The 26,418-nt window shown below is 74.2% G+C and carries 8 protein-coding genes; 4 read left to right on the top strand and 4 right to left on the bottom strand.

Annotated features, from left to right (window positions below; translation table 11 throughout):
* Positions 1–77 precede the first annotated feature (77 nt).
* The 3 genes from QFZ75_RS06190 to QFZ75_RS06180 are packed head-to-tail and all read left to right on the top strand — an operon-like array spanning position 78 to position 21,544.
* On the top strand, positions 78–19,682 hold the full coding sequence (locus QFZ75_RS06190; protein WP_307534502.1) for a non-ribosomal peptide synthetase: 19,605 nt from the start codon (positions 78–80) through the stop codon (positions 19,680–19,682).
* A gap of 52 nt (positions 19,683–19,734) precedes the next feature.
* The gene (locus QFZ75_RS06185; protein ID WP_307534500.1) at positions 19,735–19,959 is read left to right on the top strand and encodes an MbtH family protein; all 225 of its coding nucleotides are present in this window, start codon (positions 19,735–19,737) and stop codon (positions 19,957–19,959) included.
* A 10-nt stretch (positions 19,960–19,969) separates the two neighbouring features.
* Positions 19,970–21,544, top strand: coding sequence for an amidohydrolase (locus tag QFZ75_RS06180; protein ID WP_307534498.1), 1,575 nt, complete (start codon positions 19,970–19,972; stop codon positions 21,542–21,544).
* 13 nt (positions 21,545–21,557) lie between these two features.
* Here QFZ75_RS06180 and QFZ75_RS06175 read toward each other — a convergent pair whose 3' ends face one another.
* The 3 genes from QFZ75_RS06175 to QFZ75_RS06165 all read right to left on the bottom strand — a co-directional run bounded on the left by QFZ75_RS06175 (position 21,558) and on the right by QFZ75_RS06165 (position 23,298).
* Positions 21,558–22,175 (bottom strand): isochorismatase family protein, encoded by a 618-nt coding sequence (locus tag QFZ75_RS06175; protein ID WP_307534496.1) that lies wholly within the window; start codon positions 22,173–22,175, stop codon positions 21,558–21,560.
* Between the two features lie 62 nt (positions 22,176–22,237).
* Positions 22,238–22,918, bottom strand: a complete 681-nt coding sequence (locus tag QFZ75_RS06170; RefSeq protein ID WP_307534495.1) for an endonuclease — start codon at positions 22,916–22,918, stop codon at positions 22,238–22,240.
* The gene (locus QFZ75_RS06165) at positions 22,915–23,298 is read right to left on the bottom strand and encodes a DUF3140 domain-containing protein (RefSeq protein ID WP_307534493.1); all 384 of its coding nucleotides are present in this window, start codon (positions 23,296–23,298) and stop codon (positions 22,915–22,917) included. Before QFZ75_RS06165 ends, QFZ75_RS06170 begins: the two co-directional genes overlap by 4 nt.
* 136 nt (positions 23,299–23,434) lie before the next feature.
* Here QFZ75_RS06165 and QFZ75_RS06160 point away from each other — a divergent pair, with 136 nt between their 5' ends.
* Positions 23,435–24,208, top strand: coding sequence for a sulfite exporter TauE/SafE family protein (locus QFZ75_RS06160; RefSeq protein ID WP_307534491.1), 774 nt, complete (start codon positions 23,435–23,437; stop codon positions 24,206–24,208).
* Between the two features lie 80 nt (positions 24,209–24,288).
* Here the strand turns inward: QFZ75_RS06160 and QFZ75_RS06155 are convergent, their stop codons facing one another.
* Positions 24,289–26,289: an MDR family MFS transporter gene (locus QFZ75_RS06155; RefSeq protein WP_373466027.1), complete on the bottom strand. Its 2,001-nt coding sequence runs from the start codon at positions 26,287–26,289 to the stop codon at positions 24,289–24,291.
* Positions 26,290–26,418: the final 129 nt, after the last annotated feature.

Raw genomic sequence — 26,418 nt, 5'->3', positions numbered from 1 at the left:
TAGGTAATCCTTACCTTAGTATGACCTGCGGTCCTCCGGCTGAGCCGGTTCCGCACACTCTGGAGGCACGGTCAGCTGTGTCCGGTTTCGAAACGCGTGCGTCCGGTGTCGACGGCGACGATGTGACGGCGTACTGGCGCCGAACGCTCGACCCCCTCCCGCAGGAGGCGGTCCTCCCCGTCGACTTCCCGTACCCGCTCGCACCCGGTGGGGAAGTGCGCACGGTCGGCCGCGCGCTGGACGCGACGGCCGACGAACTCACCCACCTGTCCGTCTTCGTGGCGCTGCTGCACCGCTACGGCGGCGCGCGCGACATCACCGTCGGGTACGGGGGACTGCCGGTCCGGGTCGCCCTCGACGGCGGGACCGGGTTCGCGGAACTGGCCCGGCGGGTGACACGGGCGTGTGCGGAGGCCGCCGCCCACCGCGTCGAACCGGCCGCGCTGGTCGCGTGGTTGCGACCGGAGCCGACCAGGGGCGGGGGGCTGCTGTTCAACGTGGCCTTCGGGGCGGCGCACGGCGCGGCGCCGGACGGTCCGGCCCGGACCGCGTCCGGCGGCGCGGCCGACACCGTGTCCGGTACTGCGGTGGACGGCCCACGCGGCAGCGGGGCCCAGGGCATCCTCGATCTTGCGCTGGAAGTCCGTTCCGGCAGCGTGTGGGTGACGTACCGTCAGGAGCTGTTCCGGGACGAGACCGCGCAGCGGGCCGCCGGCCACTACGCCACCCTGCTCGCCGACGCCCTCGCCCGGCCGCACACCCCGGTCGGTGAACTGGACCTGCTGGACGCCGAGGAGCGCCACCGTGTCCTGACGGAGTGGAACGACACCGACCACGACGTCCCCCTGCGCACCTGGCCGGAGATGTTCGCCGAGCAGGTCCGGCGGCGGCCCGACGAGATCGCGCTGGTCTTCGAGGACACCCGGCTCACCTACGCCGAGCTGGACGAGCGGGCGGCCCGGCTGGCCCGCGCCCTCGTCGCGCGCGGTGCCGGCCCCGAGCGCGTGGTGGCCCTCGCGGTGCCCCGCTCGGCCGAACTGATCGTCGCCGAGGTCGCCGTCCTGAAGTCCGGCGCCGCCTACCTCCCGGTGGACACGGACTACCCGGCCGACCGCATCTCCTACATGCTGGCCGACGCCCGCCCCGCCTGCCTGGTCACCACCGCCGAGGTCGCCCGGGACATCCCGCCGTTCGACGGCATGGACGTCGTGGTGCTGGACGCGCCCGACGTCGTACGGGAGTTGGCGCAGGCGCAGCCGTCGGAGCCCGGACCAGGCCCCGACCTCGACCCCGGCTCCGGTTCCCTCTCCGTCGGCAACGCCGCCTACGTCATCTACACCTCCGGCTCCACCGGCCGCCCCAAGGGGGTGGTGCTGTCCCACGCCGGTGTCGCCAAGCTGGTCGCCACCCAGACCGAGCGGTTCGGGATCGGACCGCACAGCCGGGTCCTGCAGTTCGCCTCGCCCAGCTTCGACGTGGCGTTCTGGGACCTGTGCCTCGGGCTGCTCTCCGGCGGCCGGCTCGTCGTCGTACCGGCCGAGTTGCGGGTGCCCGGCGCCCCGCTCGCCGACTACGCCCACGCCCACGGCATCACCTTCATGATCCTCCCGCCGGCACTGCTCGCCGCGATGCCCGAGGACGTCGAACTGCCGCCCGCCACCCTGCTCGCCGGCACCGAGCGGGTCTCGCCCGAGCTGGTCGGCCGGTACGCCCGCGGCCGCATGATGTTCAACGCGTACGGCCCCACCGAGGCGACCACCAACTCCACCCTCGGCCTGTGCGACCCCGACACCCCGGCCGGCACGATCGTGCCGATCGGCGTCCCCGACCCCGGCACCCGCGCCTACGTGCTCGACGCGCGGCTGCGGCCCGTACCGGCCGGAGTGCCGGGCGAGTTGTACCTCGGCGGCGCCGGACTCGCCCGCGGCTACCTGGGCCGGCCCGATCTGACGGCCGAGCGGTTCGTCGCCGATCCGTTCGGGGGGCCCGGCGAGCGGCTGTACCGTACCGGCGACCTGGTGCGCTGGAAGGCCGACGGCAGGCTGGAGTTCCTCGGTCGCGCCGACGCGCAGGTGAAGATCCGGGGCTTCCGCATCGAGCCCGGCGAGATCGAGTCCGTGCTGCGCGCCCATCCGGCCGTGGAGCAGGCCGCGGTCCTGGTCCGCGAGGACCGCCCGGGCGACCGCCGGCTCGCCGCCTACGTCGTCCCCTCGCTGGACGCCGACCGGGACTTCGGCGAGCAGGTCCAGGAGTGGAAGGACCTGCATGAACTGCTCTACTCGGCGGCCGGATCCGAGGGCCGGCAGGAGGGGTCCGAGGGCCTCGGCCCCGCCTCCGCCGGCTTCCGTGAGAACTTCGCCGGCTGGAACAGCATGTACGACGGGCTGCCCATCCCCGTCGCCGAGATGCGCGAGTGGCGCGAGGCGACCCTCGCCCGCATCGCGGAACTCGACCCCCGCCGCGTGCTGGAGATCGGCGTCGGCAGCGGTCTGCTGCTCTCCCGGATCGCTCCCGGCTGCGAGGCGTACTGGGGCACCGACCTGTCCGAGGAGGCGGTACGGGCCCTGCGCGACCAGGTCGACGCGGTACCGGAGTACGCCGGCCGCGTGCACCTGAGCGCCCGGCCCGCCCACGACACCGACGGGCTTCCCCGCGCCTACTTCGACACGGTCGTCCTGAACTCCGTCGCCCAGTACTTCCCGGACGCCGACTACCTCACCGATGTCATCGGCGCCGCCGCCGGGCTGCTGGCCCCGGGGGGACGGCTGTTCATCGGCGACGTGCGCAACGCCCGGCTGCTGCGCTGCCTGCGTGCCGCCGTGGAGGCGCGCCGCGCGACCGACCTCGAGGACAAGCAGGCCCTGCGGACCGCGGTGGAGCGGTCGGTCGCCTGGGAGGGCGAACTGCTGCTCGACCCGGACTACTTCGCCGCCCTCGACGGCTTCGACGCCGACATCCGCGTCAAGCGGGGCGCCCACCACAACGAGCTGACCCGCTACCGCTACGACGTGGTGCTGCGCAAGCGCACGTCGTCCTCGGCCCCCGCCACCGCCGCGCCGCGGACCGGTCACCCGGCCCCGGCCGACGACCGCGCCGCCACGTCGGAGGCCGGCGCCGCCGGAGACGGGGCGGCGGCCCCGTTCGACCGCGACGAAACCGCCCCGACCGCGGCCGACGGAACCGCACCGGCCGCCCCGGCCGCGGCCGACGCAACCGCACCGGCCGTTCCGGCTGAGGCTGACGGGAGCGTGTCGGTCGTTCCGGCTGAGGCTGGCGGACCCCTGTCGGTCGTCCCAGCTGAGGCTGACGGGACCGTACCGGCCGTTCCGGCTGAGGCCGACGGGAGCGTGTCGGCCGTCCCGGCTGAGGCTAACGGGACCGTACCGGCCGTCCCGGCCGAGGTCGGCGGGACCCTGTCGGCCGTTCCCGCCGAAGGCGACGAGGTGGCCTGGGCCGATCTCGTCGGCGACGGCGACCCCGCGGACGGCCCGCGCGGCCTGGACGCCCTCGGCGCCCTGCTCGCCGGGCGCACCGCCCCGCCCGCCGGACGTACGACTCCGCTCCGCGTCACCGGTCTGCCCAACGTCCGCCTCGCCGAGGACCTGGCGGCACTGTCCGCCGTGGACGACAGCAGCCGCGCCGCGTCCCCCGCCGACGTGCCGGACCCCGAGGACCTGCACGCCCTCGCCGCCCGGCACGGTCTGGAGGCGGCCGTCACCTGGAACGGGGCCGCCGACGACGGCAGCCTCGACGTGGTGTTCGGCCCCGTCGGCACCGCAACGGCGGCGGCGGTGGCAGGGAGGCTGTACCGCCCCTCCGGCACCGCGGCGCACGCCAACCGTCCCGCGCCCTTCCGCGACGTCAACTCCCTCATGAAGGCCCTGCGTACGTACGCGGCCGAGCAGCTGCCGGAGTACATGGTCCCGTCCGCCGTCGTCCCCCTGGACCGCCTCCCGGTCACCCCCAGCGGCAAGCTCGACGGCGCCGCGCTCCCGGTGCCCGACTACGGCGCCCTGAGCTCCGGCCGCCCGCCGCGCGACGCCCGCGAGGAAGTGCTCTGCGCGGCCTACGCGCAGGTGCTGGGCCTGCGGTCGGTGACCGTCGACGACGACTTCTTCGCACTCGGCGGCGACAGCATCACCGCCATCCAGCTGCTCGTCCACGCCCGCCGGGCCGGGCTCCGGCTCAGCTCCCGCGACGTCTTCCGGCACCGGACGGTCGCGGCCCTCGCCGAGGCCGCGGACGTACGCGCCGACACCGGCACCGACACCGGCACCGGCACGGGTACGGGTACGGGTACCGGGGCCGCCGGCGGCCGGGAGGCCCCCCTCGTACGGCTCACCGAGGCCGAACTCGCCGATCTTCGGGGCACGTACCCGCTCACGGTCCAGGAGGTACTGCCGCTGAGCCCCCTCCAGGAGGGCTTCTACTTCCACTCGCTCGTCGACGGTGCCGACCGCGACACCTACGTGGTCCAGCAGGCCCTCGAACTGTCCGGCCCGGTCGACGCCGAGGCACTGCGCCGGGCCGCCCGGCGCGTCCTGGACCGGCACGCCCCGCTGCGGGCCTGCTTCCGCCCGCTCTCCGACGGGCGCCCCGTGCAGATCATCGCCGAGGGACTCGAACTGCCCTGGCGCGAGATGGACCTGTCCCGGGACGGGGACCTCGCGGCGCAGGACGGCCGGGGCCCCGGGACCGGCCAGGTTCCCGGGAACGGCCGAGCGCCCGGGGACCGCCTGCTCCTCGCCGCCGACGCGGTCGCCGCCGAGGAGCGCGCCCACCGCTTCGACCTGGCCCGCCCGCCCCTGCTGCGCTGCGCCTTCGTCCGGCTCGGCGAGCAGCGCAGCCGGCTCCTGCTCACGTTCCACCACAGCGTCGCCGACGGCTGGTCGCTGCCCGTCCTGCACCGCGAACTGCTGGCCGGCTACGGCGAGAGCCCCGCCCCGCTGCCCGAGGTCGCCCCCTACCGTTCGTACCTGCGCGCACTGGGCGCCGCCGACCGCGACGCCGCACGCGAGACCTGGCGCGGGGCGCTCGCCGGGATCGAGGAGCCGACCCGGCTGGTCGCAACTCCCGCCGACGGCACGCCGATCACGCCCGCCCAGGTCCGTGTCGAGCTGTCCGAGCAGGTCACCGCCCGTCTGTCGGCGCGCGCCCGCGAGCTGGGCGTGACACTGGGAACGGTCGTCCAGGGCGCCTGGGGTCTGCTGGTCGGACGGCTGACCGGCCGCCAGGACGTGGTGTTCGGCACCACCGTCTCCGGCCGGGACGCCGAGGTCGAGGGCATCGAGTCCATGGTCGGGCTGTTCATCAACACCCTGCCCACCCGCTTCCGCTGGGAGCCCGCGGACACCCTCGCCGGCCTCCTGGGACGGCTCCAGGACGAGCAGGCCGCCCTGCTGGACCACCAGCACCTCGGTCTCGCCGAGATCCAGCGCGTCGCCGGACTCGCGGGCAGCGGCGAACTGTTCGACACCCTCGTCGTCTTCGAGAACTACCCGGCCGCCACCGGCCTCGCCGACCCCTCCGGCCGGATCCGGGTCACGGGCCACGAGTTCCATGACGCCGTCCACTATCCGCTCGCCCTGATCGTGAAGCCGGGCCGCCGCCTCGACCTGCGGCTCAAGCACCACGCGCAGCGGCTCGACGCCGACGCCGTACGGCACCTCGCGGACCGCCTCACCCGGATCCTGCACGCCCTGGCCGCGGACCCCGGGCAGCCGGCCGCCGCCCTGGAACTGCTGTCGCCGGCCGAGCTGTCCCGGGCCCACCCGGCCGGCGAACGGCGCGAGGTGCCCGGCACCACCCTCGCCGCGGCCTTCGAGGCGCAGGCCGCCCGCACCCCGCGGGCCACCGCGGTCGTGTACGGGGACGAGACCCTCACGTACGCGGAACTCGACGCCCGGGCCGAGGAGGTGGCGCGACGGGTCCGGGCGCAGGGGGCCGGACCCGGCACGGTCGTCGCGGTCGCCGTACCGCGCTCCGCCGCCCTGATGGCCGCCCTGCTCGGCGTGCTCAAGTCCGGCGCCGCCTACCTCCCGGTCGACGTGGACTACCCGGCCGACCGGGTGACCCACATGCTCACCGACTCGGGGGCGACGACGATCGTCACCACCGCCGGCACCGCACACCGGCTGCCCCGCGTTCCGGGCCTCGCCCACCTCCTGGTGGACGCCCCGGCCGGCCGGCGGGCAGGAGCCGCCCCCGATCCCGACCCCGATCCCGGCCCCGATCCCGCCATGGCTCCCGTCCGTGCCACCCCCGACGACCCCGCCTACCTGATCTACACCTCCGGCTCCACCGGTCTGCCCAAGGGCGTCGTCGTCACCCACCGCGCCGTCGTCAACCGGCTGGCCTGGATGCAGGGTGCGTACGGGCTGACCGCCGACGACCGGGTGCTGCAGAAGACCCCGGCCAGCTTCGACGTCAGTGTCTGGGAGTTCTTCTGGCCGCTGTGCGAGGGCGCCGCGGTGGTGCTCGCCCGTCCCGACGGACACCGCGACCCCGCCTACCTCGCCGCACTGATCCGCGAACAGGGCGTCACCACCCTGCACTTCGTGCCGTCGATGCTCGAGGCGTTCCTGCGGTCCGGGGAGATCACCGCCGACCCCGCGTGGGCCGCCACCCTGCGACGCGTCTTCAGCAGCGGCGAAGCCCTGCCCGGCGCCGCGGCGGCCCGCTGGCGGGACCTCACCGGGGTGCCGCTGCACAACCTGTACGGCCCCACCGAGGCCGCAGTCGACGTCACCCACCACCCCTACGACGGCGCACCCGGCACCACCGTGCCCATCGGCCGCCCGGTGTGGAACACCGGCCTGCGCGTCCTGGACCCCTGCCTGCGCCCGGTGCCCGAAGGCGTACCGGGAGAGCTCTACCTGACGGGCGTCCAGCTCGCCCGCGGCTACCACGCGAGGCCGGGCCTGACCGCCGAGCGGTTCGTCGCCGACCCGTACGGCGGACCCGGCGAGCGCATGTACCGCACCGGTGACCTGGTACGCCGCCGCGCCGACGGGGTCGTCGAGTACCTGGGCCGCACCGACCGCCAGGTCAAGATCCGCGGCAACCGCGTCGAACTCGGCGAGATCGAGGCCGCGCTGGCCCGGCAGGCCTCCGTCGCGCAGGCGGCCGTCACCGTCACGGACGGCGCGCTGGTCGCGTACGTGGTCCCCGCCCGCAGCGCCCACCCGGAGCCGGCCGGACTCCGGGCCGCCCTCGGCGAGTCGTTGCCCGCCCCCCTGGTACCCGGCGCCTACGTCGTCCTGGACGCCCTCCCGCTGACCCCCAGCGGCAAGCTCGACCGGGCCGCGCTGCCCGCCCCGCAGGCGGTACGCGCCGAGGCGCGCGCGCCCCGGAACGAGCGTGAGCGCGCGCTCACCGAGATCTTCGCCGGGGTGCTGAAGCTCGACGAGGTCGGCATCGACGACGACTTCTTCATGCTCGGCGGCGACAGCATCACCTCCATCGGCGTCTCCAGCCGCGCCCGCCGGGCCGGCCTCGACCTGAACCCCCGCGACGTCTTCGAGCACCGCACGCCCGCCGCCCTGGCCGCCGCGGCCACCCCGGTCGCCGAAGTGCGCGCCCCACGCTCCGACTTCGCCCTGACCGCGGAGGAGACCGAGCGCGTCCACCGCCTCAGTCCGGGCCCGGTGGACGACATCTGGCCGCTCGCCCCGCTCCAGGAAGGCCTGTTCTTCCACTCCACGTACGACGCCGGCACCCTGGACGTCTACACCGTCCACGAGTCCTTCGACCTCGCCACCCCGCTCGACACGGAGCGCCTGCGCACCGCCGTCCGGGTCCTGCTGGAGCGCACCCCCAGCCTGCGCGCCGGGTTCACCAGCGAAGGGCTGCGCCAGCCGGTGCAGTTCATCGTCCGCGACCCCGGGATCCCGCTCGAAGAAGTCGACCTCTCCGGGTTGCCGCACGCTGAACAGAACGCCCGGCTGAGGGAGTTGACGGACGCCGAGCGGTCCCGCCGCTTCGACCTGACCCGTCCGCTGCTCTTCCGCATCCTGGTCGTGCGCCTCGGCGAGGAGCGCGGCGACCGCCTGATCGTCGGCCGCCACCTCCTCCTGTGGGACGGCTGGTCGGCCTGGCTCTTCCTCGACCAGCTCTTCGCCCTGTACGCGTCCGGCGGCGACCCGGGCGGCCTGGCCGCACCCGGTTCGTACCGCGACTACCTGACCTGGCTGGAGGTCCAGGACACGGCTGTCGCCACCGCCGCCTGGCGCACCGCCCTCGCCGGGCTCGACGAGCCGACCCTGCTCGCCGCCGCCGACCAGGGCCTCGAACCGGACATCCCGGAGAGCCTCGACGCGTACGTCCCGGACGAGGTGGGGACCCGGCTGCGCGACCTCGGCCGCCGGCACGGGCTGACCCTCAACACCGTGCTCAACGCGGCATGGGGCCTGACCCTGGCCAGCGCGACCGGGCGCACCGACGTCGTCTTCGGCACCACCGTCGCGGGCCGGCCGAGCGAGGTGCCGGAGATCGAGAACGTCATCGGCATGTTCCTCAACACCGTCCCGGCCCGCATCGCCTACGACCCCGCCGAACCCGTGCTCGCACTCCTGCGCCGCGTCCAGGGCGAGCGGCTGGCCGTCATGCCGTACGAGTACCTGGGCCTCGGTGTGCTGCAGGCCGAGACCGGGCACCGGCGGCTCTTCGACACCCTCTTCGTGCTGCGCAACAGCGACACCGGGGAGCGGCTCGCCGAACTGAGCGAGCGGCACGGGGCCACCGCCGTCGCCAACGTCGACGCCACGCACTACCCCGTCAACCTCGTCGTCACCCCGGGCCGCAGCATCCAGGTCACCCTGACCCACCGGGCCGACGTCGTCGCGCGTCCGCAGGCCCAGGACCTGCTCGACCGGTTCACCCTGCTCCTGGACCGCCTCACCCGCGACCTCGACGCCCCCGTGGGCCGCCTCGACGCGCAACTGCCCGCCGAACGGCGGGAGCTGGCGCGCGAGCGGGCCGAGGGGCGGGTGCCCGACCCCGAGGACACCATCGCCGACCTGCTGGCCGACCAGGCCGCGGCGACGCCCGGCGCCACCGCGCTGGTCTTCGGCGAGCAGACCCTGACGTACGCCGAACTCGACACCCGCGTCAACCGCATGGCACGGCTGCTGCTGGAGCGCGGCGCCGCGCCCGAGCGGGTCGTCGCCCTCGGGCTGCCGCGCTCCCTCGACATGGTCGTCGCGCTCTTCGCCGTGCTGCGCACGGGCGCCGCGTACCTCCCCCTGGAGCTGGACCACCCGGACGACCGGCTCGTGGCGATGCTCCAGGACGCCCGGCCCACGCTGCTGCTGTCCAACGCCGCCGTCTCCGCGCGGCTGTCGGCGGCCGACACCCCCCGCGCCCTGCTGGACGACCCGGCGGTCGTCGCCGAACTCGCCGCGTATCCGGCCGGCCTGGAGCGGCGGCGCTTCAGCCTGGAGCACCCGGCGTACGTCATCTACACCTCCGGGTCCACCGGCCGGCCCAAGGGTGTCGTCACGCCCTACCGCGGCCTGACCAACATGCAGCTCAACCACCAGCGGGAGATCTTCGAGCCGGCCGTCGCCGCGGCGGGCGGGCGCGGACTGCGCATCGCCCACACGGTGTCGTTCGCCTTCGACATGTCCTGGGAGGAGCTGCTGTGGCTCGTCGAGGGCCATGAGGTGCACATCTGCGACGAGGAGCTGCGGCGCGACGCCGAGGCGCTGGTCGCGTACTGCGAGACGCACCGCGTCGACGTCGTCAACGTGACGCCCACCTACGCCCACCTCCTCATCGAGCAGGGCCTGCTGGAGGGCCACCGGCCGCCGCTCGTGCTGCTCGGCGGCGAGGCCGTCTCCGAGACGGTGTGGAACCGGCTCCGCGACACCGAGGGCACGTACGGCTACAACCTCTACGGGCCGACCGAGTACACCATCAACACCCTCGGCGGCGGCACCCTCGACAGTGCCACCCCGACCGTCGGACGTCCGATCCGCGGGACCCGGGCCCATGTCCTGGACGCCTGGCTGCGCCCCGTGCCCGAGGGCGTGCCCGGCGAGCTGTACATCGCGGGCATCGGTCTGGCCCGCGGCTACCTCGACCGGCCGGCCCTGACCGCCGAGCGGTTCGTCGCCGACCCCTTCGGCGAACCCGGCGAGCGCATGTACCGCACCGGCGACCTCGTACGCCGGGGCCCCGACGGCAACCTCGACTTCCTCGGCCGCACCGACGACCAGGTCAAGATCCGCGGCTACCGCGTGGAGCTGGGCGAGATCGAGACCGCGCTCTCCCGGCATCCCCAGGTCGCGCACGCGGCCGTCGTCGTCCGCGACGAACGCCTCGTCGGGTACGTCGTCCCGGCGCCGCTCACCGGCGACGACCGCGACGGCGCCGAGCGCGAGCAGGTCGGCGAGTGGCAGGAGATCTACTCCGACGAGTACGAGGAGATCAGCACCGCCGTCTTCACCGAGGACTACGCCGGCTGGGACTCCTCGTACGACGGGCGGCCCATCCCCTTCGAGGAGATGCGGGAGTGGCGCGCGGCCACCGTCGCGCGGATCCGCTCGCTGCGCCCGCGCCGCGTCCTGGAGATCGGCGTCGGCTCCGGACTGCTGCTGTCCGAGCTCGCGCCGGAGGCCGAGGCTTACTGGGCCACCGACTTCGCCGCCCCCGTCATCCGCAAGATCGGCGAGGAGCTGGCACAGGACCCGGAACTCGCCGCCCGCGTCACCCTGCGTGCCCAGGCCGCCGACGACCTGACCGGTCTGCCGGCGGACGGCTTCTTCGACACGATCGTCATCAACTCCGTCGTCCAGTACTTCCCGAGCGTCGACTACCTGACGTCCGTGATCCAGGGGGCGATGGAACTCCTCGCCCCGGGCGGCGCCCTGTACGTCGGCGACGTACGCAACCTGCGCCTGGCCCGGACCTTCCAGACGGAGATCCAGCAGGCCCGGGGCGTCACGGGGGAGGGGCTGGAGCGCGCCGTCGAACGCGGCCTGCGCCTGGAGAAGGAACTCCTGGTCGACCCCGACTACTTCACCACCCTCGGCCACCGCGTGGACCTGCGCACCAAGCGCGCCCTCCACCACAACGAACTCACCCGCCACCGCTACGACGCCGTCCTGTACGCCGGTGAGCCGGACCTCGCCCTGGAGCGCGTCCCATCGGTCGGCTGGACCGACGACCTCGACGTGGCGGACCTCGTCCGCGCGGTCACCCCGCTGCGGTTCACCGGCATCCCGGACGCCCGCGTCGGGGCCGCCGGGGGAGTGGACCCCGAGACCCTGCACGACCTCGCCGCCACGCTCGGCTGCCAGGTCCTGACGACCTGGTCCCGCGAACCCGGCACGTACGACGCCGTGTTCGTCACGGACGGCGAGGCCGGTGCCGGCGGCGGCCCCGGCCGCACCGCCGGCCTGTACCTCCCCGGCGGCGGCGAGGCGCCCTACGCCAACGAGCCCACCGCCGCACGCGGTGCGAACAGTCTGGTGCGGCGGCTGCGCGACGACCTCAAGCAGCGGCTGCCCGAGTACATGGTCCCGGCCGCGTTCGTCACCCTCGACCGGCTGCCCATGAACGACAACGGCAAGCTCGACGTGCGCGCTCTGCCCGACGCCGAGCCGGCCGTCGCCCTCGGCACCGGCCGCGGACCGCGCACCCCGCAGGAAGAGGTGCTCTGCCGGCTCTTCGCCGAGGTGCTGGGCCTGCCGGAGGTCGGCGCGGAGGACGCGTTCTTCGACCTGGGCGGCCACTCCCTGCTCGCCACCCGCCTGATCAGCCGGGCCCGCACCGAGCTGGGCGCCGAGCTGGCGATCCGCGACCTCTTCGAGGCGCCGACGCCGGAACTGCTCGCCGCCCGGGCCGGCACCGGACGCCCCGCCCGGCCCGCCGTCGCCCCCGCCGAACGGCCCGAACGCATCCCGCTCTCCCCGGCCCAGCGCCGGCTGTGGCTGGTCGAACGGATCACCGGCAGCGGCGTCGCGTACAACTTCCCGCTGGTCTTCCGGCTCCGCGGCCACCTCGACCTCGACGCGCTGCGGTCCGCCCTGGTGGACGTGGCGGGACGGCACGAGGCGCTGCGCACGGTGTTCGGCGAGCACGACGCAGAGCCCTACCAGCGCATCCTGCCGGTCACGGAGGCCGCGCCCGGGTTCACCGTGACGGACTGCGCCGAGGACGCGCTGGACGCGCTCATCGGGTCGGCGCAGCGCCGGCCCTTCAACCTGGCCCGTGAACTCCCGCTGCGCTGCGAGGTGTTCAGGACCGGTCCGGCCGACCACGTGGTGGCCGTCGTGCTGCACCACATCGCCACCGACGAGTGGTCCGACCGCCCGTTCCTCGCCGACCTGAACACCGCGTACGCGGCCCGGCTGGCGGGCGGGGAACCCGGCTGGTCCCCGCTGCCGGTCCAGTACGCCGACTACACCCTCTGGCAGGACGACCTGCTGGGCCGGATCGGCGAGCGGCAACTCGCCTACTGGACAAGCACGTTGAGCGGTCTGCCCGACGAACTGACGCTGCCCCTCGACCGGCCCCGCCCGGACGCGCCGACCGGACGGAGCGGCAAGGTACGCCTGGAACTGCCCGCCGCCACCGGCCGGGCGCTGCGCGACCTGTCCGGTGCCACCGGCACCAGCATGTTCATGCTGTTCCAGGCCGCCACCGCGGCACTTCTGCACCGGCTCGGCGCGGGCGACGACATCCCGCTCGGCGCCCCCATCGCGGGCCGCACGGACGACGCGCTGGACGACCTGGTCGGCTTCTTCGTCAACACCCTCGTCCTGCGCACCGACCTGTCCGGTGAGCCGACCTTCCGCGAACTCCTGGCCCGGGTGCGGGAGTCGGCCCTGGCGGCGTTCGAGCACCAGGACCTGCCCTTCGACCAGGTGGTGGAGGCGCTCAACCCGGCGCGGGTCGCCGGCCGCAACCCGCTCTTCCAGGTCATGCTGGGCTACCACCACCGGCCGGACGGCGACCCTGACGTGCTCGGCCTGCCCACCGAGTGGTCCGACATGGACACCGGGCAGGCCAAGTTCGACCTGCACTTCACCTTCGTGGACGAGACGCCCGCGGGCAGGGCGGACCGGCTGATCCTGCTCCTGGAGTACGCGGCCGACCTGTGCGACGGGGCGACGGCGCGGCGCCTCACCCGGCGCATGGTCCGGCTGCTGGAGCAGGCGACCGCCGCACCGGACCGGCCGGTGCGGGAGCTGGACGTCCTCGACGGGTCCGAGCGCACCCGCGTGCTCACGGACTGGAACGACACGTCCCGCCCCACGGGCACGAGGACCCTCCCCGAACTGTTCCGCGACCAGGCGGCCCGTACGCCCGGTGCCCCGGCCCTGGTCTTCGGTGAGGAGCGCCTGACCTACGCGGAGCTGGACGCGCGCGTCGAGCACACCGCCCGGGTGCTGGCCGGGGCGGGCGTGGGCCCCGAGACGACGGTGGCCGTCGCCCTGCCGCGCTCGGCCGACCTCGTGGTGGCCCTGCTGGCGGTGCACCGCGCGGGCGGCGCCTACCTCCCGCTGGACGCCGGTCTGCCCGGGGAACGCCTCGCCCTCATGCTGGAGGACACCCGCCCGGTGTGCGTGATCCGGGACGCCCTCCCCGAAGGCGGGTACGGCGAACCGCCGCGCTCGTACGACCCGTCGAGCCCGGCCTACGTGATCTACACCTCCGGTTCCACGGGCCGCCCCAAGGGCGTGGTCGTACCGCAGTCGGGCATCGTCAACCGCCTGCTGTGGATGCAGGACACGTACGGGCTGGACGGCACGGACCGGGTGCTGCAGAAGACCCCGTCCAGCTTCGACGTCTCCGTGTGGGAGTTCTTCTGGCCGCTGATCACCGGGGCCACCCTGGTGGTCGCCGAGCCGGACGCGCACCAGGACCCCCGCCGCCTCGCGGAGCTGATCCGGCGGGAAGCCGTCACCACCGCGCACTTCGTGCCCTCGATGCTCCAGCTGTTCCTGGAGGAACCGGCGGCCGCCGGGTGCACGGGCCTGCGCCGTGTGATGTGCAGCGGCGAGGCCCTGCCCGCGCCGCTCGCGGACCGCTTCCACCGCACGCTCGCCCCCGTCGAGCTGCACAACCTGTACGGACCCACCGAGGCCTCCGTCGACGTCACGGCCGGCCGGGTGCGGCCCGGCGCCGCGCCGGTCACCATCGGCCGGCCGGTGTGGAACACCCGCGTGTACGTCCTGGACGCCGCGCTGCGGCCGGTGCCCCCGGGCGTCGCGGGAGAGCTCTACCTCGCGGGCGCGCAGCTGGCCCGCGGCTATCTCGACCGGCCGGGACTGACGGCCGGGCGGTTCGTCGCCGACCCCTACGGCGGACCGGGCGAGCGCATGTACCGCACGGGCGACCTCGCCCGCTGGACGTCCGACGGCGAGGTCGAGTACCTGGGCCGCACCGACGACCAGGTCAAGATCCGCGGCTTCCGGGTCGAGCCCGGCGAGGTCGAGGCCGTACTGGGACGGCACGACACCGTCGCCCGGGCCGTCGTGACCGCGCACGGCCAGCGGCTCGTGGCGTACGTCGTCCCGGCGGCCGGACACGTCACCAACGCCGCGGAACTGCGCCGCCACACCGCGGCCGAACTGCCCGAGCACATGGTCCCCGCGGCCTTCGTGACCCTCGGCGCCCTGCCGCTGACCCCCAACGGCAAACTCGACCGCAGGGCGCTGCCCGCACCCGACTTCGCCGCGCGGACCACCGCGACCCTGCCGCGCAGCCCGCGCGAGGAGATCCTGCGCGGCCTGTTCGCCGACGTCCTCGGCCTCGAACGGGTCGGCGTCCACGACGACTTCTTCGCCCTCGGCGGCCACTCCCTCGTGGCCATGCGGCTGGCCGCCCGCGTCCGGGCCGCGCTCCACGTGGAGGTGTCACTGCGTACGCTCTTCGAGGCGCCCACGGTCGCCCGGCTCGCCGAACGCCTCGGTGAGGGCACCGGGCGCACCGGCGCCGGCCTGCCCGTCCTCGCGCCCGCGGACCGGCCCGAGCCCCTCCCGCTCTCCTTCGCCCAGCAGCGGCTCTGGGTGCTGTACCGGGTCGAGGGCCCCAGCCCCACGTACAACATCCCGCTCGCCTGGCGGCTCACCGGGCCGCTCGACACCGACGCGCTGCAGCTCGCGGTCGACGACCTGGTGGCCCGCCACGAGCCGCTGCGCACCGTCTTCCCGGAGGACGACGGGCGCGCGTACCAGCTGATCCTCGCGCCGGAACAGGCCCGCGTCCCGGTGCGTACCGCCGCCGCCGACGAGGAGGAGCTGGCCGCGCGGCTGGCCGAGGCCGCCGGGTACGGCTTCGCGCTGGACCGGGAGGCACCGCTGCGCGTGCACCTGTGGCGCACCGCGCAGGACGAGCACGTCCTGCTGCTCCTGCTCCATCACATCGCGGGCGACGAGTGGTCGGACCGGCCCCTCACCCGCGACCTGGCCGCCGCCTACGGGGCTCGCGCGGCGGGCCGGGCGCCCGAGCGGGCACCGCTGCCCGTCCAGTACGCCGACTACAGCCTCTGGCAGCGTGCCGTGCTCGGCGACGAGAAGGACCCGCAGAGCCTCGCCTCCCGTCAACTGGCCTTCTGGAAGCAGGCGTTGCAGGGACTGCCCGAAGAGCTCGGGCTGCCCGTCGACCGGCCGCGTCCGCTGGAGGCGAGCTACCGCGGCGGTGCGGTCGGCATGGCCCTGGACCCGGAACTGACGGCCGGACTGCGCGAGCTGGCCCGGTCGGGCAACGTCAGCATGTTCATGATCGTCCAGGCGGCGGTGGCGGCCCTGCTGACCCGCCTGGGCGCGGGCACCGACATCCCGCTCGGCAGCCCCATCGCCGGGCGCACCGAAGAGGCGCTGGAGGACCTGGTCGGGTTCTTCCTCAACACCCTGGTGCTGCGCACCGACACCTCCGGCGACCCGGCGTTCCGCGACCTGCTGGCCAGGGTGCGGGAGACCGACCTGGCCGCCTTCGACCACCAGGACGTGCCGTTCGAGCGCGTGGTGGACGCCCTCGGCCCGGCCCGCTCGCTGTCCCGGCACCCGCTGTTCCAGGTCATGGTCGTGTACCTGGCGGCAGGCGGTGACGGGGAGGTCCTCGCCGGACTGGACGCCCGGCGCGAGGAGACCGGCGCGGCCGGCGCCAAGTTCGACCTCTCCTTCGACTTCGTGGAGCGCGACGGCGGAGAGGGCGTCGACGGCGTCCTGGAGTACAGCGCCGACCTGTTCGACCACTCCAGTGCCGAAGCCGTCGCCGAACGGCTCGTACGGTTCCTGCGCGCCGTCGTCGCGGCCCCGGACACCCCGATCAGCCGGATCGACATTCTCGGCGACGCGGAACGCCGGCGCATCCTCACCGAGTGGAACGACCGGCCCCCGCTCGCCGCACCGACCACCGTGCCGGCCCTCTTCGAACGGCAGGCGGCGCTCTCACCGCACGCGCCGGCCGTCGCCTCCGACGGCGTCGAGCTGACGTTCGCCCAGCTCGACGCCGAGGCGAACCGCCTCGCCCGGCTGCTCGTCGCGCACGGCGCCGGACCCGAACGGCTCGTCGCGCTGGCCCTGCCCCGCACCGCCCGCACCCTGCTGGCGATCCTCGCGGTCCACAAGGCGGGCGCCGCCTACCTGCCGCTGGACCCGGACGCCCCGGCCGGCCGGCTGAAGGACACCCTCGACGACGCCCGCCCGGTCCTGACGCTCACCACCCGGCACCTCGCACCCCTGCTGCCCGCGGACGGACCGCCGCTGCTGGAACTCGACACCCCCGCGACGGCGCGGCTGCTCGCCACCCGGGCCGCGACCGCTCTCACCGACGCCGACCGCACCGCGCCCCTGACGCCGCGTCATCCGGCGTACGTCATCTACACCTCGGGCTCCACCGGCCGGCCCAAGGGCGTCGTCGTCACCCACGAAAGCGTCGGCAACCTCTTCCACAGCCACCGCGAGACGCTGTACGCGCCCGCCAGGGCGGCCACCGGACGGCGTCACCTGCGCGCCGGACACGCCTGGGCGTTCTCCTTCGACGCCTCCTGGCAGCCGCAGCTGTGGCTGCTCGACGGGCACTGCGTCCACGTCGTCTCCGACGAGACCCGCCGCGACCCCGACCTCCTGGCCGCGGCCGTCACCGAGCACGGCTTCGACTTCCTGGAGGTCACCCCGTCGTTCTTCGCGCAGATGGCGCAGACGGGCCTCGTGCGCGAGGACGGCAGCAGCCCCCTCGCGGTCGTCGGCGTCGGCGGCGAGGCCGTACCGGGCGCGCTGTGGGAACGGCTCGGACGGCTGAACGGCACCGAGGCGTTCAACCTGTACGGGCCCACCGAGTCCACCGTCGACGCGCTCGTGGCCCGGGTGCGCGACAGCGACCGGCCGCTGGTCGGCCGGCCCGTCGCGGGCACCCGCGCCTACGTCCTCGACGAGCGGCTGCAGCCCGTACCGCCCGGCGTGACCGGTGAGCTGTACCTGGCGGGCGGCGGCCTGGCCCGCGGGTACCTGGGCCGCCCCGCCCTGACCGCCGAGCGGTTCGTCGCCGACCCGTTCGGGGCTCCCGGCTCGCGGCTCTACCGGACCGGCGACCTGGCCCGCTGGACCGCCGACGGGTATGTCGACTACCTGGGCCGCGCCGACGACCAGGTCAAGATCCGCGGCTTCCGTATCGAACCCGGCGAGATCGAGTCCGTGCTCGCCGCCCACCCGGACGTCGCGCAGGCGGTGGTGACGGTACGTCAGGAAGGCGCGAGGAAGCTGCTCGTGGCGTACGCGGTCCCGGTGACCGGCGCCCTGCCCGATCCGGGCCGGCTGCGCGCCCACGTCGGCGGGCACCTGCCCGACCACATGGTCCCGGCCGCCGTCGTCCTGCTCGACCGGTTCCCGGAGCTGGCCAACGGCAAGCTGGACCGGGCCGCCCTGCCCGCCCCGGACTTCTCGGCGCTCTCCACCGGCCGGGCCCCCGGCACCGAGCTGGAGAAGACCCTCTGCGCCGTGTTCGCCGACGTGCTCGGCCTGCCCGAGGTGGGCGTCGACGACGACTTCTTCGCCCTCGGCGGCGACAGCATCATGGCGATGCAGCTCGTCAGCAGGGCCCGCGCGGCGCAGGTACGGATCACCCCGCGCCTGGTGCTCAGGCACCGCACGGTCGCCGGCCTCGCCGAGGTGGCCACCACCACCGGTGCCGCCGACGCCCGCCCGGCCGACGACGGCACCGGCACCGTGCCGCTCACCCCGGTCATGCACTGGCTGCGCGAACTGGGCGGCCCGACCAAGGGCTACCACCAGTCGGCCCTGGTCCGGACCCCGGCCGCGCTGGACCGGCCGGGACTCACCGCCGTGCTCCGGGCGCTCGCGGACCGGCACGCCATGCTGCGCGGCACCCTGGTCCGTACGGACGGGGGCGCGGACGGCCGCGAGCAAGGTGCGCCGCAGGCGCCCCACAAGGGGCGCGGGGAGCTGCGCGACCGGCCCCCGCTGGCCCGCGGCCGACGAACGACCGCCGCCGGGGACGGCCACCGCGGCGACTGGAGCATCGTCGTGCCGCCCGCGGATTCGGTGGACCCCGGGACCTGGATCGAGCGGATCGACGTCACCGGTCTGGATCCCGAAGCGCTGCGGACGGCCGTCGCGGCCGGCGCCCACGCCGCCCGGGCCGCGCTCGACCCCGACGCCGGGGTCATGGTGCGGGCCGTGTGGTTCGACGCGGGCGCCGAGCCCGGCAGGCTGCTCCTGATGGCCCACCACCTCGTCACCGACGGTGTGTCCTGGCGCATCCTGCTGCCGGACATGGAGACCGCCTGGCGGGCCGTCCGGGCGGGCCGCCCGGTGGAGCTGCCGCCCGTCGACACGTCCTTCCGCACCTGGTCGCGCAGGCTCACCGAGCTGGCCCGGGACCCGGCGCGGGAAGCCGAACTGCCTTTCTGGACGGACATCCTGGAGGGCGCCGCGCCCCTGCCGCTGAAGAGCCCGCTCGACCCGGTCCGCGACACGGCCGGCACCGTACAGCGGCTGGAGCTGCGGCTGCCCGCCGAGTACACCGGTCCGCTGCTGTCCGCCGTACCGTCCGCGTTCTCCGCGAACGTCAACGACGTCCTGCTCACCGGTCTCGCACTCGCCGTGGCCGACTGGCGGCGGCGCCACGACAGCGGCCCCGGCGGACCGGTCCTGGTCGACCTCGAAGGACACGGCCGCGACGAGGAGGTGGCCGGGGACGTCGACCTGTCCCGTACGGTCGGCTGGTTCACCAGCGTCTTCCCCGTACTCCTGGACCCCGGCCCCGTCGACCTGGACGCGGCGCTGGCCGGCGGCCCCGCCGTCGAGGAGGTGCTCGACCGGACCCGGCGGCACCTCGCCTCGCTGCCCGCGAACGGAACCGGCTACGGCATGCTCCGCCACCTCAACCCCCGTACCGCACCGGTCCTCGCGGGCTTCGAGACGCCGCCGATCGAGTTCAACTACCTCGGCCGCTTCGGCATCCCCGAGGACACCGACTGGTCGTACGCCCCCGAGGAGGACATCTCGGACATCGGCGCCGAGCCGGACATGCGGGAAGGTCACGCGCTCGGCATCGACGTGGTGACCGAGGACCGCGCCGGCGGACCCGTCCTGGCCGCCCACTGGTCCTGGCCCGGGGCGGTCCTGGACGAGGCGGCGGTCCGCGACCTGGCGCAGACCTGGTTCCGCGCACTGAAGGCCCTGGTCGCCCGCGCGGCCGGCCGCGACTAGACCGACACCCCCTGTACGTCGACCCGTACGTCAGCCGATCCGGAGGACCCCGATGAGCACCAACCCGTTCGAGAACCCCGAAGGCACCTACTCGGTGCTCGTCAACGACGAGGGCCAGTACAGCCTGTGGCCCGACTTCGTGGACGTGCCGGCCGGCTGGACCGTCGTGCACGGCCCGGCCCCCCGCCAGGAGTGCCTGGACCACATCGAGGTCACCTGGACCGACCTGCGCCCCAGGAGCCTGGTGGAGCGGATGACGGCGGAACAGACCGGCTGAGGCTCCGTCGATGCTCACCACGAGACTGACGAACGGCCGCATCCTCACCATGGACCCGGACCGCCCCGCCGCCCGCGAACTGGGCGTCTGGCGGGGCCGGATCGTGGGCCTGGACGAGGAGGTGGCCGCCCTGCCCGCCCGCAGGACGGTGGACCTCCAGGGCGCCACCGTGCTGCCCGGGTTCATCGACAGCCATGTGCACCTGGCCTGGACCGGCCTCAAGGCGGGCACGCCCACCGTGGCACCCTGCCGGTCGGCCGAGGACGTCCTGGCCGCGGTCGCCGAGGCGGTGGCACGCGCACCGGAAGGAGGCTGGGCCCACCTCGCGGGGTACGACCAGCGGGGTCTCGGCCGCCATCTGACCGCCGCCGAGCTGGACCGGGTCAGCGCGGGACGCAAGGTGTTCCTGATGCACGACTCCGGGCACGGCTGCCTGGTCAACTCCGCCGTCCTGGACCTGCTGCCCGCCGAACTCCGGGACGGGGAGGGCTTTCTCGCCGAGGGCGCCATGGGGGCCGCCCGGGCACTGCGACTGCCGCACTCGCAGCAGGAACTGGCGGACGCGATCGGGCACGCCGCCCGCACCTGTCTGGCCGAGGGCGTCACCGGATGCGCCGAGGCGGGCATCGGCGGCGCCCTGCTCGGCCACAGCCCGGTCGAACTGGGTGCGTACCAACTTGCCCGCGAACAGGCCAAGTTACCGCTCCGGGTGCAGCTCATGGTGTCCGCGGACCGACTGCACCCGGTCGGCGCGCACGAGGACGACGGCATCCCCCGCGGCCTCGACCTCGGTCTGCGCACGGGGTTCGGCGACGACCGGCTCTCCGTCGGCGCGCTGAAGGTCTTCACCGACGGCGGCATGATGGCCCGCACCGCGGCCCTGAGCCGCCCGTACGAGGGGCTCGACCACGGGGGCCAGCTGCAGGACGATCCCGAGGTGCTCGCGGCCACGATCGTCGACGGCCACCTCGCGGGCTGGCAGCTCGCCGTCCACGCCATCGGCGACCGCGCGGCCGACGTGGCCCTGGACGCTCTGGAGCGGGCCCAGCGCCTGCGGCCCCGGCCCGCGGCCCGGCACCGCATCGAGCACGCGGGCCTCGTGCGGCCCGACCAGCTGGACCGGATGGCGCGACTGGGTGTGGCGGCCGTGGTCCAGCCGAACTTCCTGCGGTACTTCGGCGACGACTACGCGGCGGTCATGGGGGAGGAGCGGGCGCCCTGGCTGTACCGGGGGAGGGGTTTCCTCGACCACGGCATCACGCTGGTCGGCAGCTCCGACCGGCCCGTGGCCGACGGATCGCCGCTCAGGGCCGTCCAGTTCATGGTCGAGCGGGCCTCCCGGTCGGGCCGGGTCATCGGCCCGGACGAGGGCATCACCGTGGACGAGGCCCTGCGCGCCTACACCGTGGCCGGCGCCTTCGCCTGCCACTGGGAGGACAGCGCGGGCAGCCTCACGCCGGGCAAGCGGGCCGATCTGGTCGTCCTGGGCGACGACCCGACGAGTGTCGACGTGTCGCGCATCGGCGACATCGACGTGGTCGCGACCTTCGTGGAGGGCCTGGAGGCGGAGGGAGCCGCCCTGTAGCCGCGTTCGCCGTTCACCCGCTCCGTGCCGCCCTGCCGTGCAGCAGGTGGCGGATCAGCTGGTCGGTGGTGCAGACGACGCCGGTCCGGGCGATCCACCGCAGTGCCAGGGAGTGGTCCTCGGCGGAGAAGTCGGCGACCGCGTCGGCCACGACGAACGGCTGGATGTCGTGCATGAAGGCGTCCGCCGCCGTGAGCAGGATGCCGAGGTGCGCCCGCACCCCGCACAGGATCAGCTGGTCGCGCCCCTCGGAGCGCAGCAGCCTGCCGAGATGGCTGCGCAGGAACGCGTTGTGGCGGACGTTGACCATCAGGTGTTCGCCCGCCCGGGGCGTGAGCGGGGCCACGACCGCCGCGTCCCCGTCGGGCTCCGGGCCGGGGCGCCGCGCGGCGGGTTCGGCGCTGAAGACGACCGGCATGCCGAGGGTGCCCGCGAGTTCGCGCAGGGTCGCGATGTTGTCGATCAGCTCCACGACGGGGGAACAGTCCGGCGGGAAGGCATGGACGAAGTGGTTCTGCATGTCGTGCACCAGCAGTGCCGCCCGCGCCGGGTCGATCGTCCAGGGCGGGGCGGAGGCGGGGACCGCCGCACGGTCGGGCATGGCGTAGGAGTTGATGACCGGCGGAACCATGGCGGACTCCTCCCTGGTGGCGTGGGTGTCCGAGCCCGTTCAGGAACTTAGCTTAGCCTAAGCTAAGTTGAGTGACGAGTGCCGGGCCCGGTCCCGTGTGCCTGGCGCAGGCAGTCGTCCACGACGGACCTGTCCAGCGCCGCCCGCACCAGCGCGGCCGCCAGCACGGCCGGACCGGTGTCCCCGGCGAGTTCCAGCAGCCGGCCGGGCTCCTCGGGCAGACCGAGCCGGGCCGCGCCCTGCAGGGCCTTCGCGTCGAGGTGGGGCGCGACCTCGGGCCACACCTGCTGCACCTCCCGCAGGAAGATGTCCACCCCGGCGGGGCCGAGCCCCGGCAGCTCCCGCAGCAGGGACCGGAGCTCGTCCAGGTCGCCGTCCGCCGCCTCCCGCATCCGGCGCGGATCCCCGCCCCAGCGGTCCAGCAACAGCTCGGCCCCCTCCCCGAGCTGGGTCGCCGTGCGCTCGTCGTAGCGCCGGTAGCCGCCCCGGCCCAGCGCGTCGACCCGCTCCTGCCACGGGGCCCGGGCCATGCGGCGGGGATCGCGCAGCCCGGCCTCGTACAGGGCGCGAGTGGTGGCGAGGGCGACGGAGCCGCGGATCCGGGCACTGAGCAGGCAGGACATGACCAGGGTCCGGTACAGCGGCTGCGGGGTGTTCCGCAGCCGGATGCCCGCCTCCTCGGCGAAGGTACGGCCGTGCCCGGCGATCAGAGCCGAGAGGATCCGTCGGGACCCGTCGCTCACGCGGTCGCCCGGGACGGGTCGTGGCCCAGCGTCATCAGCCGCTTGCGGCGACGGGCCTGCACGGCCTCGGAGTCCTCGGACCGGTGCGCCTCCGCCGCCTCCGCGGCGCCCTGCGGCACGTGCTCCGGGTCCGTCTCGGCCGTGACGGTGTCCACGACCTCGTACATCACGTCGAGGTCGTCGTCGGTGAGATCGATCCGCCGCTTCTGCAGCAGGGCCAGCACATGCTCACCGGTCGGCGTGCCCTTGTGCTCGGGCGGCGGGACCGACTCCTCGGCCGCATCGTTCACCCGCAGCCAGGCGGCCAGTTCCTGCGAGGTCATGTTCACCACGCGGTGGAACTCCTCCCACAGCGCGTCGAGCTCGAGGGCGTCGGCCATCGGGTGTTCCTTCCGTCCGTCGATTCGCGCCCACCCGAGTGCCCGGCCCGGACCGGCGGAAACACCCGCCGCGCCCGCCCGTCCGGTGAGACACCCGTGCCATGACCGGACAGATGGACATAGCATCGGTCACCGCATGGACACGATGACGCTCTGGCACACGACCCCCTGGGAGTTCGCCGCCCTCGCCGCCGCGGCCCTGCTCGTCGGCTTCTCCAAGACCGCCGTGAGCGGCGCCAACACCGTCAGCCTCGCGATCTTCGCGGCGGTGCTGCCGGCCCGGGCGTCCACGGGGGTGCTCCTGCCGATCCTGATCGTCGGGGACGTGCTCGCCGTCCTCACCTACCGGCGGCACGCGCACTGGCCGACGCTGTGGAGGCTGTTCCCCGCGGTCGCCGCGGGCGTGGTCGTCGGCACGGTGTTCCTGATGCGGGCCGACGACGCGATGGTGCGTACGTCGATCGGCGCGATCCTGCTGCTGATGGCCGGGGTCACGGTGTGGCGCCGCCGGAAGGCCGAGGCGGAGAACGACCCCGACGCGGTGACCACCCGGACCGGCCGCGTCAAGGCACGCTCGTACGGGGTGCTGGGCGGCTTCACCACGATGGTCGCCAACGCGGGCGGTCCGGTGATGTCGATGTACCTCCTGTCCGCGGGCTTCCGCAAACTCGGCTTCCTCGGTACCTCCGCCTTCTTCTTCCTGATCGTCAACGTCTCCAAGGTCCCCTTCAGCGTCGGCCTGGGTCTGATCGACGGTCACTCGCTGCTCCTGGACGCGGCCCTGGCCGTCTTCGTCCTCCCGGGCGCCCTCCTCGGCAAGTGGGCGGTGGACCGCATCAACCAGCGCCTGTTCGAACAACTGGTGATCGCGGCGACGGTACTGGGCGGCCTGCAGCTGCTCCTGCGCTGACGGCGCGCCCCGCCGCAGCCGCGCCCGGCGTCCTCGCCGCGGCCCGGGTCCGCGGCCAGGGCGTTTCTTGAAGAAACGCCCTAGCGTCGGTCGGTGCCCGCCGCGGCCAGGGCTCTCGGGCGCGGCTCCGCCGCGGGTCCGTCGGACAGGTCCTCGACCAGCAGCCGCTTGGCGATGCTGTCGACGGCGACGCGGAGCTCCTCGCCCGAGGGGCGGCCGAGGTCGTTCTCGACGCGGTCCGCCAGCCAGCCGGCCCAGGCCTCGCCGATGACACGGGCCTCACGCGCGCCGGCCTCGGTGTGCATGAACAGCGTGCCCTCGCGGGTGAGGTAGCCCTCCTCGACCATGCGCTGGAAGACCGGCACCAGGACCTCCGGGGGCAGGTGCCGCCGGGCCGCGATCAGCGTGAGACCGGCGTGACCGACCATCCGGGTGAACAGCTCGACCTGCATCACCGCCCAGGCCCCCGCGACGTCCAGCCGGGTGTCCGCCCCGATGACGATCCGGCGCAGGGTGTCGGACCCGGTACCGCCGAGGATCTTCCCCACCGTGGCCTCCAGGCGCTGCCGGCTGTCGGCCGCCGACGGGGTCGCGAAACCCTCGCCCAGGTCGGTGGACCCCATCCGCGCGCTGTCGCGCAGCTGCACCTGCTTGAGGAACAGCGAGACCAGGAAACCGAGCAGCGCGACGGGCACCGTCCACAGGAAGACGGTCTGCAGCGTCTCCGCGTACGCCTTCACGAGGGGCGCGGCGGTCGCCGACGGCAGGCTGTGCAGCCCTTCCGGGCTGGTCGCGGCCCTGGTGACGGCCGCGGGGTCGGCGGCGCCGGTCCGGGCCGCCTCGGCGACCCCGTCCGCCAGGTTCGGCTTCAGCGTGTTGGTGTAGATCGTGCCGAAGACCGCGGTGCCGAAGGAGCTGCCCAGCGTACGGAAGAAGGTCACGCCGGACGTCGCGGTACCCAGGTCGGTGTACTCGACGGTGTTCTGCACGGCGATGGTGAGCACCTGCATGCACAGCCCGATCCCGGCGCCGAGCACGAACATGTACAGCGAGGACAGCCAGATGCCGGTGCCGCTGCCCATCAGGGAGAGCAGGTAGAGACCGACGCCCATCACCAGCGAGCCGACGACGGGGAAGACCCGGTAGTGCCCGGTCCTGCTGACCACGCTGCCGCTGAACACCGAGGCGATGAGCAGGCCGACGACCATCGGCAGGGTGCGTACGCCGGAGACCGTGGCCGAGTCGCCGTCCACGTACTGCAGGTACGTCGGCAGGAACGTCATCGCGCCGAGCATGGCGAAGCCCACGATGAAGCTGAGGATCGAGCAGACCGTGAAGACGGGGTTGCCGAACAGCCGCATCGGCAGCATGGGTTCGGCCGCCCGGGTCTCGACCAGGCAGAACGCCGCCAGCGCCACGACACCGCCGGCGAAGAGGCCGATGACGACGGGGGAGCCCCAGGCGTACTCGTTGCCGCCCCAGCTCGTCGCCAGGATCAGCGCGCTGGCGCCGATCGCGACCAGCGCGATGCCGAGATAGTCGATGACCGGGCGGGACGGCGACTTCACCACCGGGATCGTGCGGGCCGCGGCCACCACGACGAGGATCGCGATGGGCACGTTGACGTAGAACGCCCAGCGCCAGGTGAGGTGGTCGGTGAAGAGGCCGCCGAGCAGCGGGCCGATCACGGTGGCGACGCCGAACACCGCGCCGATCGCCCCCTGGTACTTGCCGCGCTCGCGCAGGGGGATCACGTCGGCGATCAGGGCCATCGCGGTGACCATCAGACCGCCCGCGCCGATGCCCTGCATGGCCCGCCAGGAGATCAGCAGCAGCATGTTCGAGGCCAGGCCGCACAGGAACGAGCCGGTGATGAAGATGATCGCCGACACCTGGAAGACGATCTTGCGGCCGAACAGGTCACCGAACTTGCCGACCAGCACCGTGGCGACGGTCTCCGCCAGCAGATAGCTGGTGACCACCCACGACATGTGCTCCGCGCCGCCGAGGTCCGACACGATCGTCGGCAGCGCCGTGCCCACGATCGTCTGGTCCAGCGCGGCCAGCAGCATGCCGAGCATGATCGTCACGAAGACGACGTTGCGGCGTCGCCTGTCCAGCACGGGAGACTGCGTGGCGGGTGCTTCGGCGGCGGGCGGTCCGGCGGGCGGTCCGGCGGTGTCGATGGTCGTCACACCGGTCAGCTTCAC

This window comes from Streptomyces sp. V3I8 (assembly GCF_030817535.1).
Taxonomy (GTDB): domain Bacteria; phylum Actinomycetota; class Actinomycetes; order Streptomycetales; family Streptomycetaceae; genus Streptomyces.
Note: the sequence above shows the minus strand (reverse complement) of the source record. Positions and strands in the feature narration are given on the sequence as shown.

What these genes read in the sequence shown, in the direction of transcription:
- QFZ75_RS06185 (WP_307534500.1), top strand. Translation starts at nt 19,735, where the DNA reads ATGAGCACCAACCCGTTCGAGAACCCCGAAGGCACCTACTCGGTGCTC.
- QFZ75_RS06180 (WP_307534498.1), top strand. Translation starts at nt 19,970, where the DNA reads ATGCTCACCACGAGACTGACGAACGGCCGCATCCTCACCATGGACCCG.
- QFZ75_RS06175 (WP_307534496.1), bottom strand. Translation starts at nt 22,175, where the DNA reads ATGGTTCCGCCGGTCATCAACTCCTACGCCATGCCCGACCGTGCGGCG.
- QFZ75_RS06165 (WP_307534493.1), bottom strand. Translation starts at nt 23,298, where the DNA reads ATGGCCGACGCCCTCGAGCTCGACGCGCTGTGGGAGGAGTTCCACCGC.
- QFZ75_RS06160 (WP_307534491.1), top strand. Translation starts at nt 23,435, where the DNA reads ATGGACACGATGACGCTCTGGCACACGACCCCCTGGGAGTTCGCCGCC.
- QFZ75_RS06155 (WP_373466027.1), bottom strand. Translation starts at nt 26,289, where the DNA reads ATGCTCGGCATGCTGCTGGCCGCGCTGGACCAGACGATCGTGGGCACG.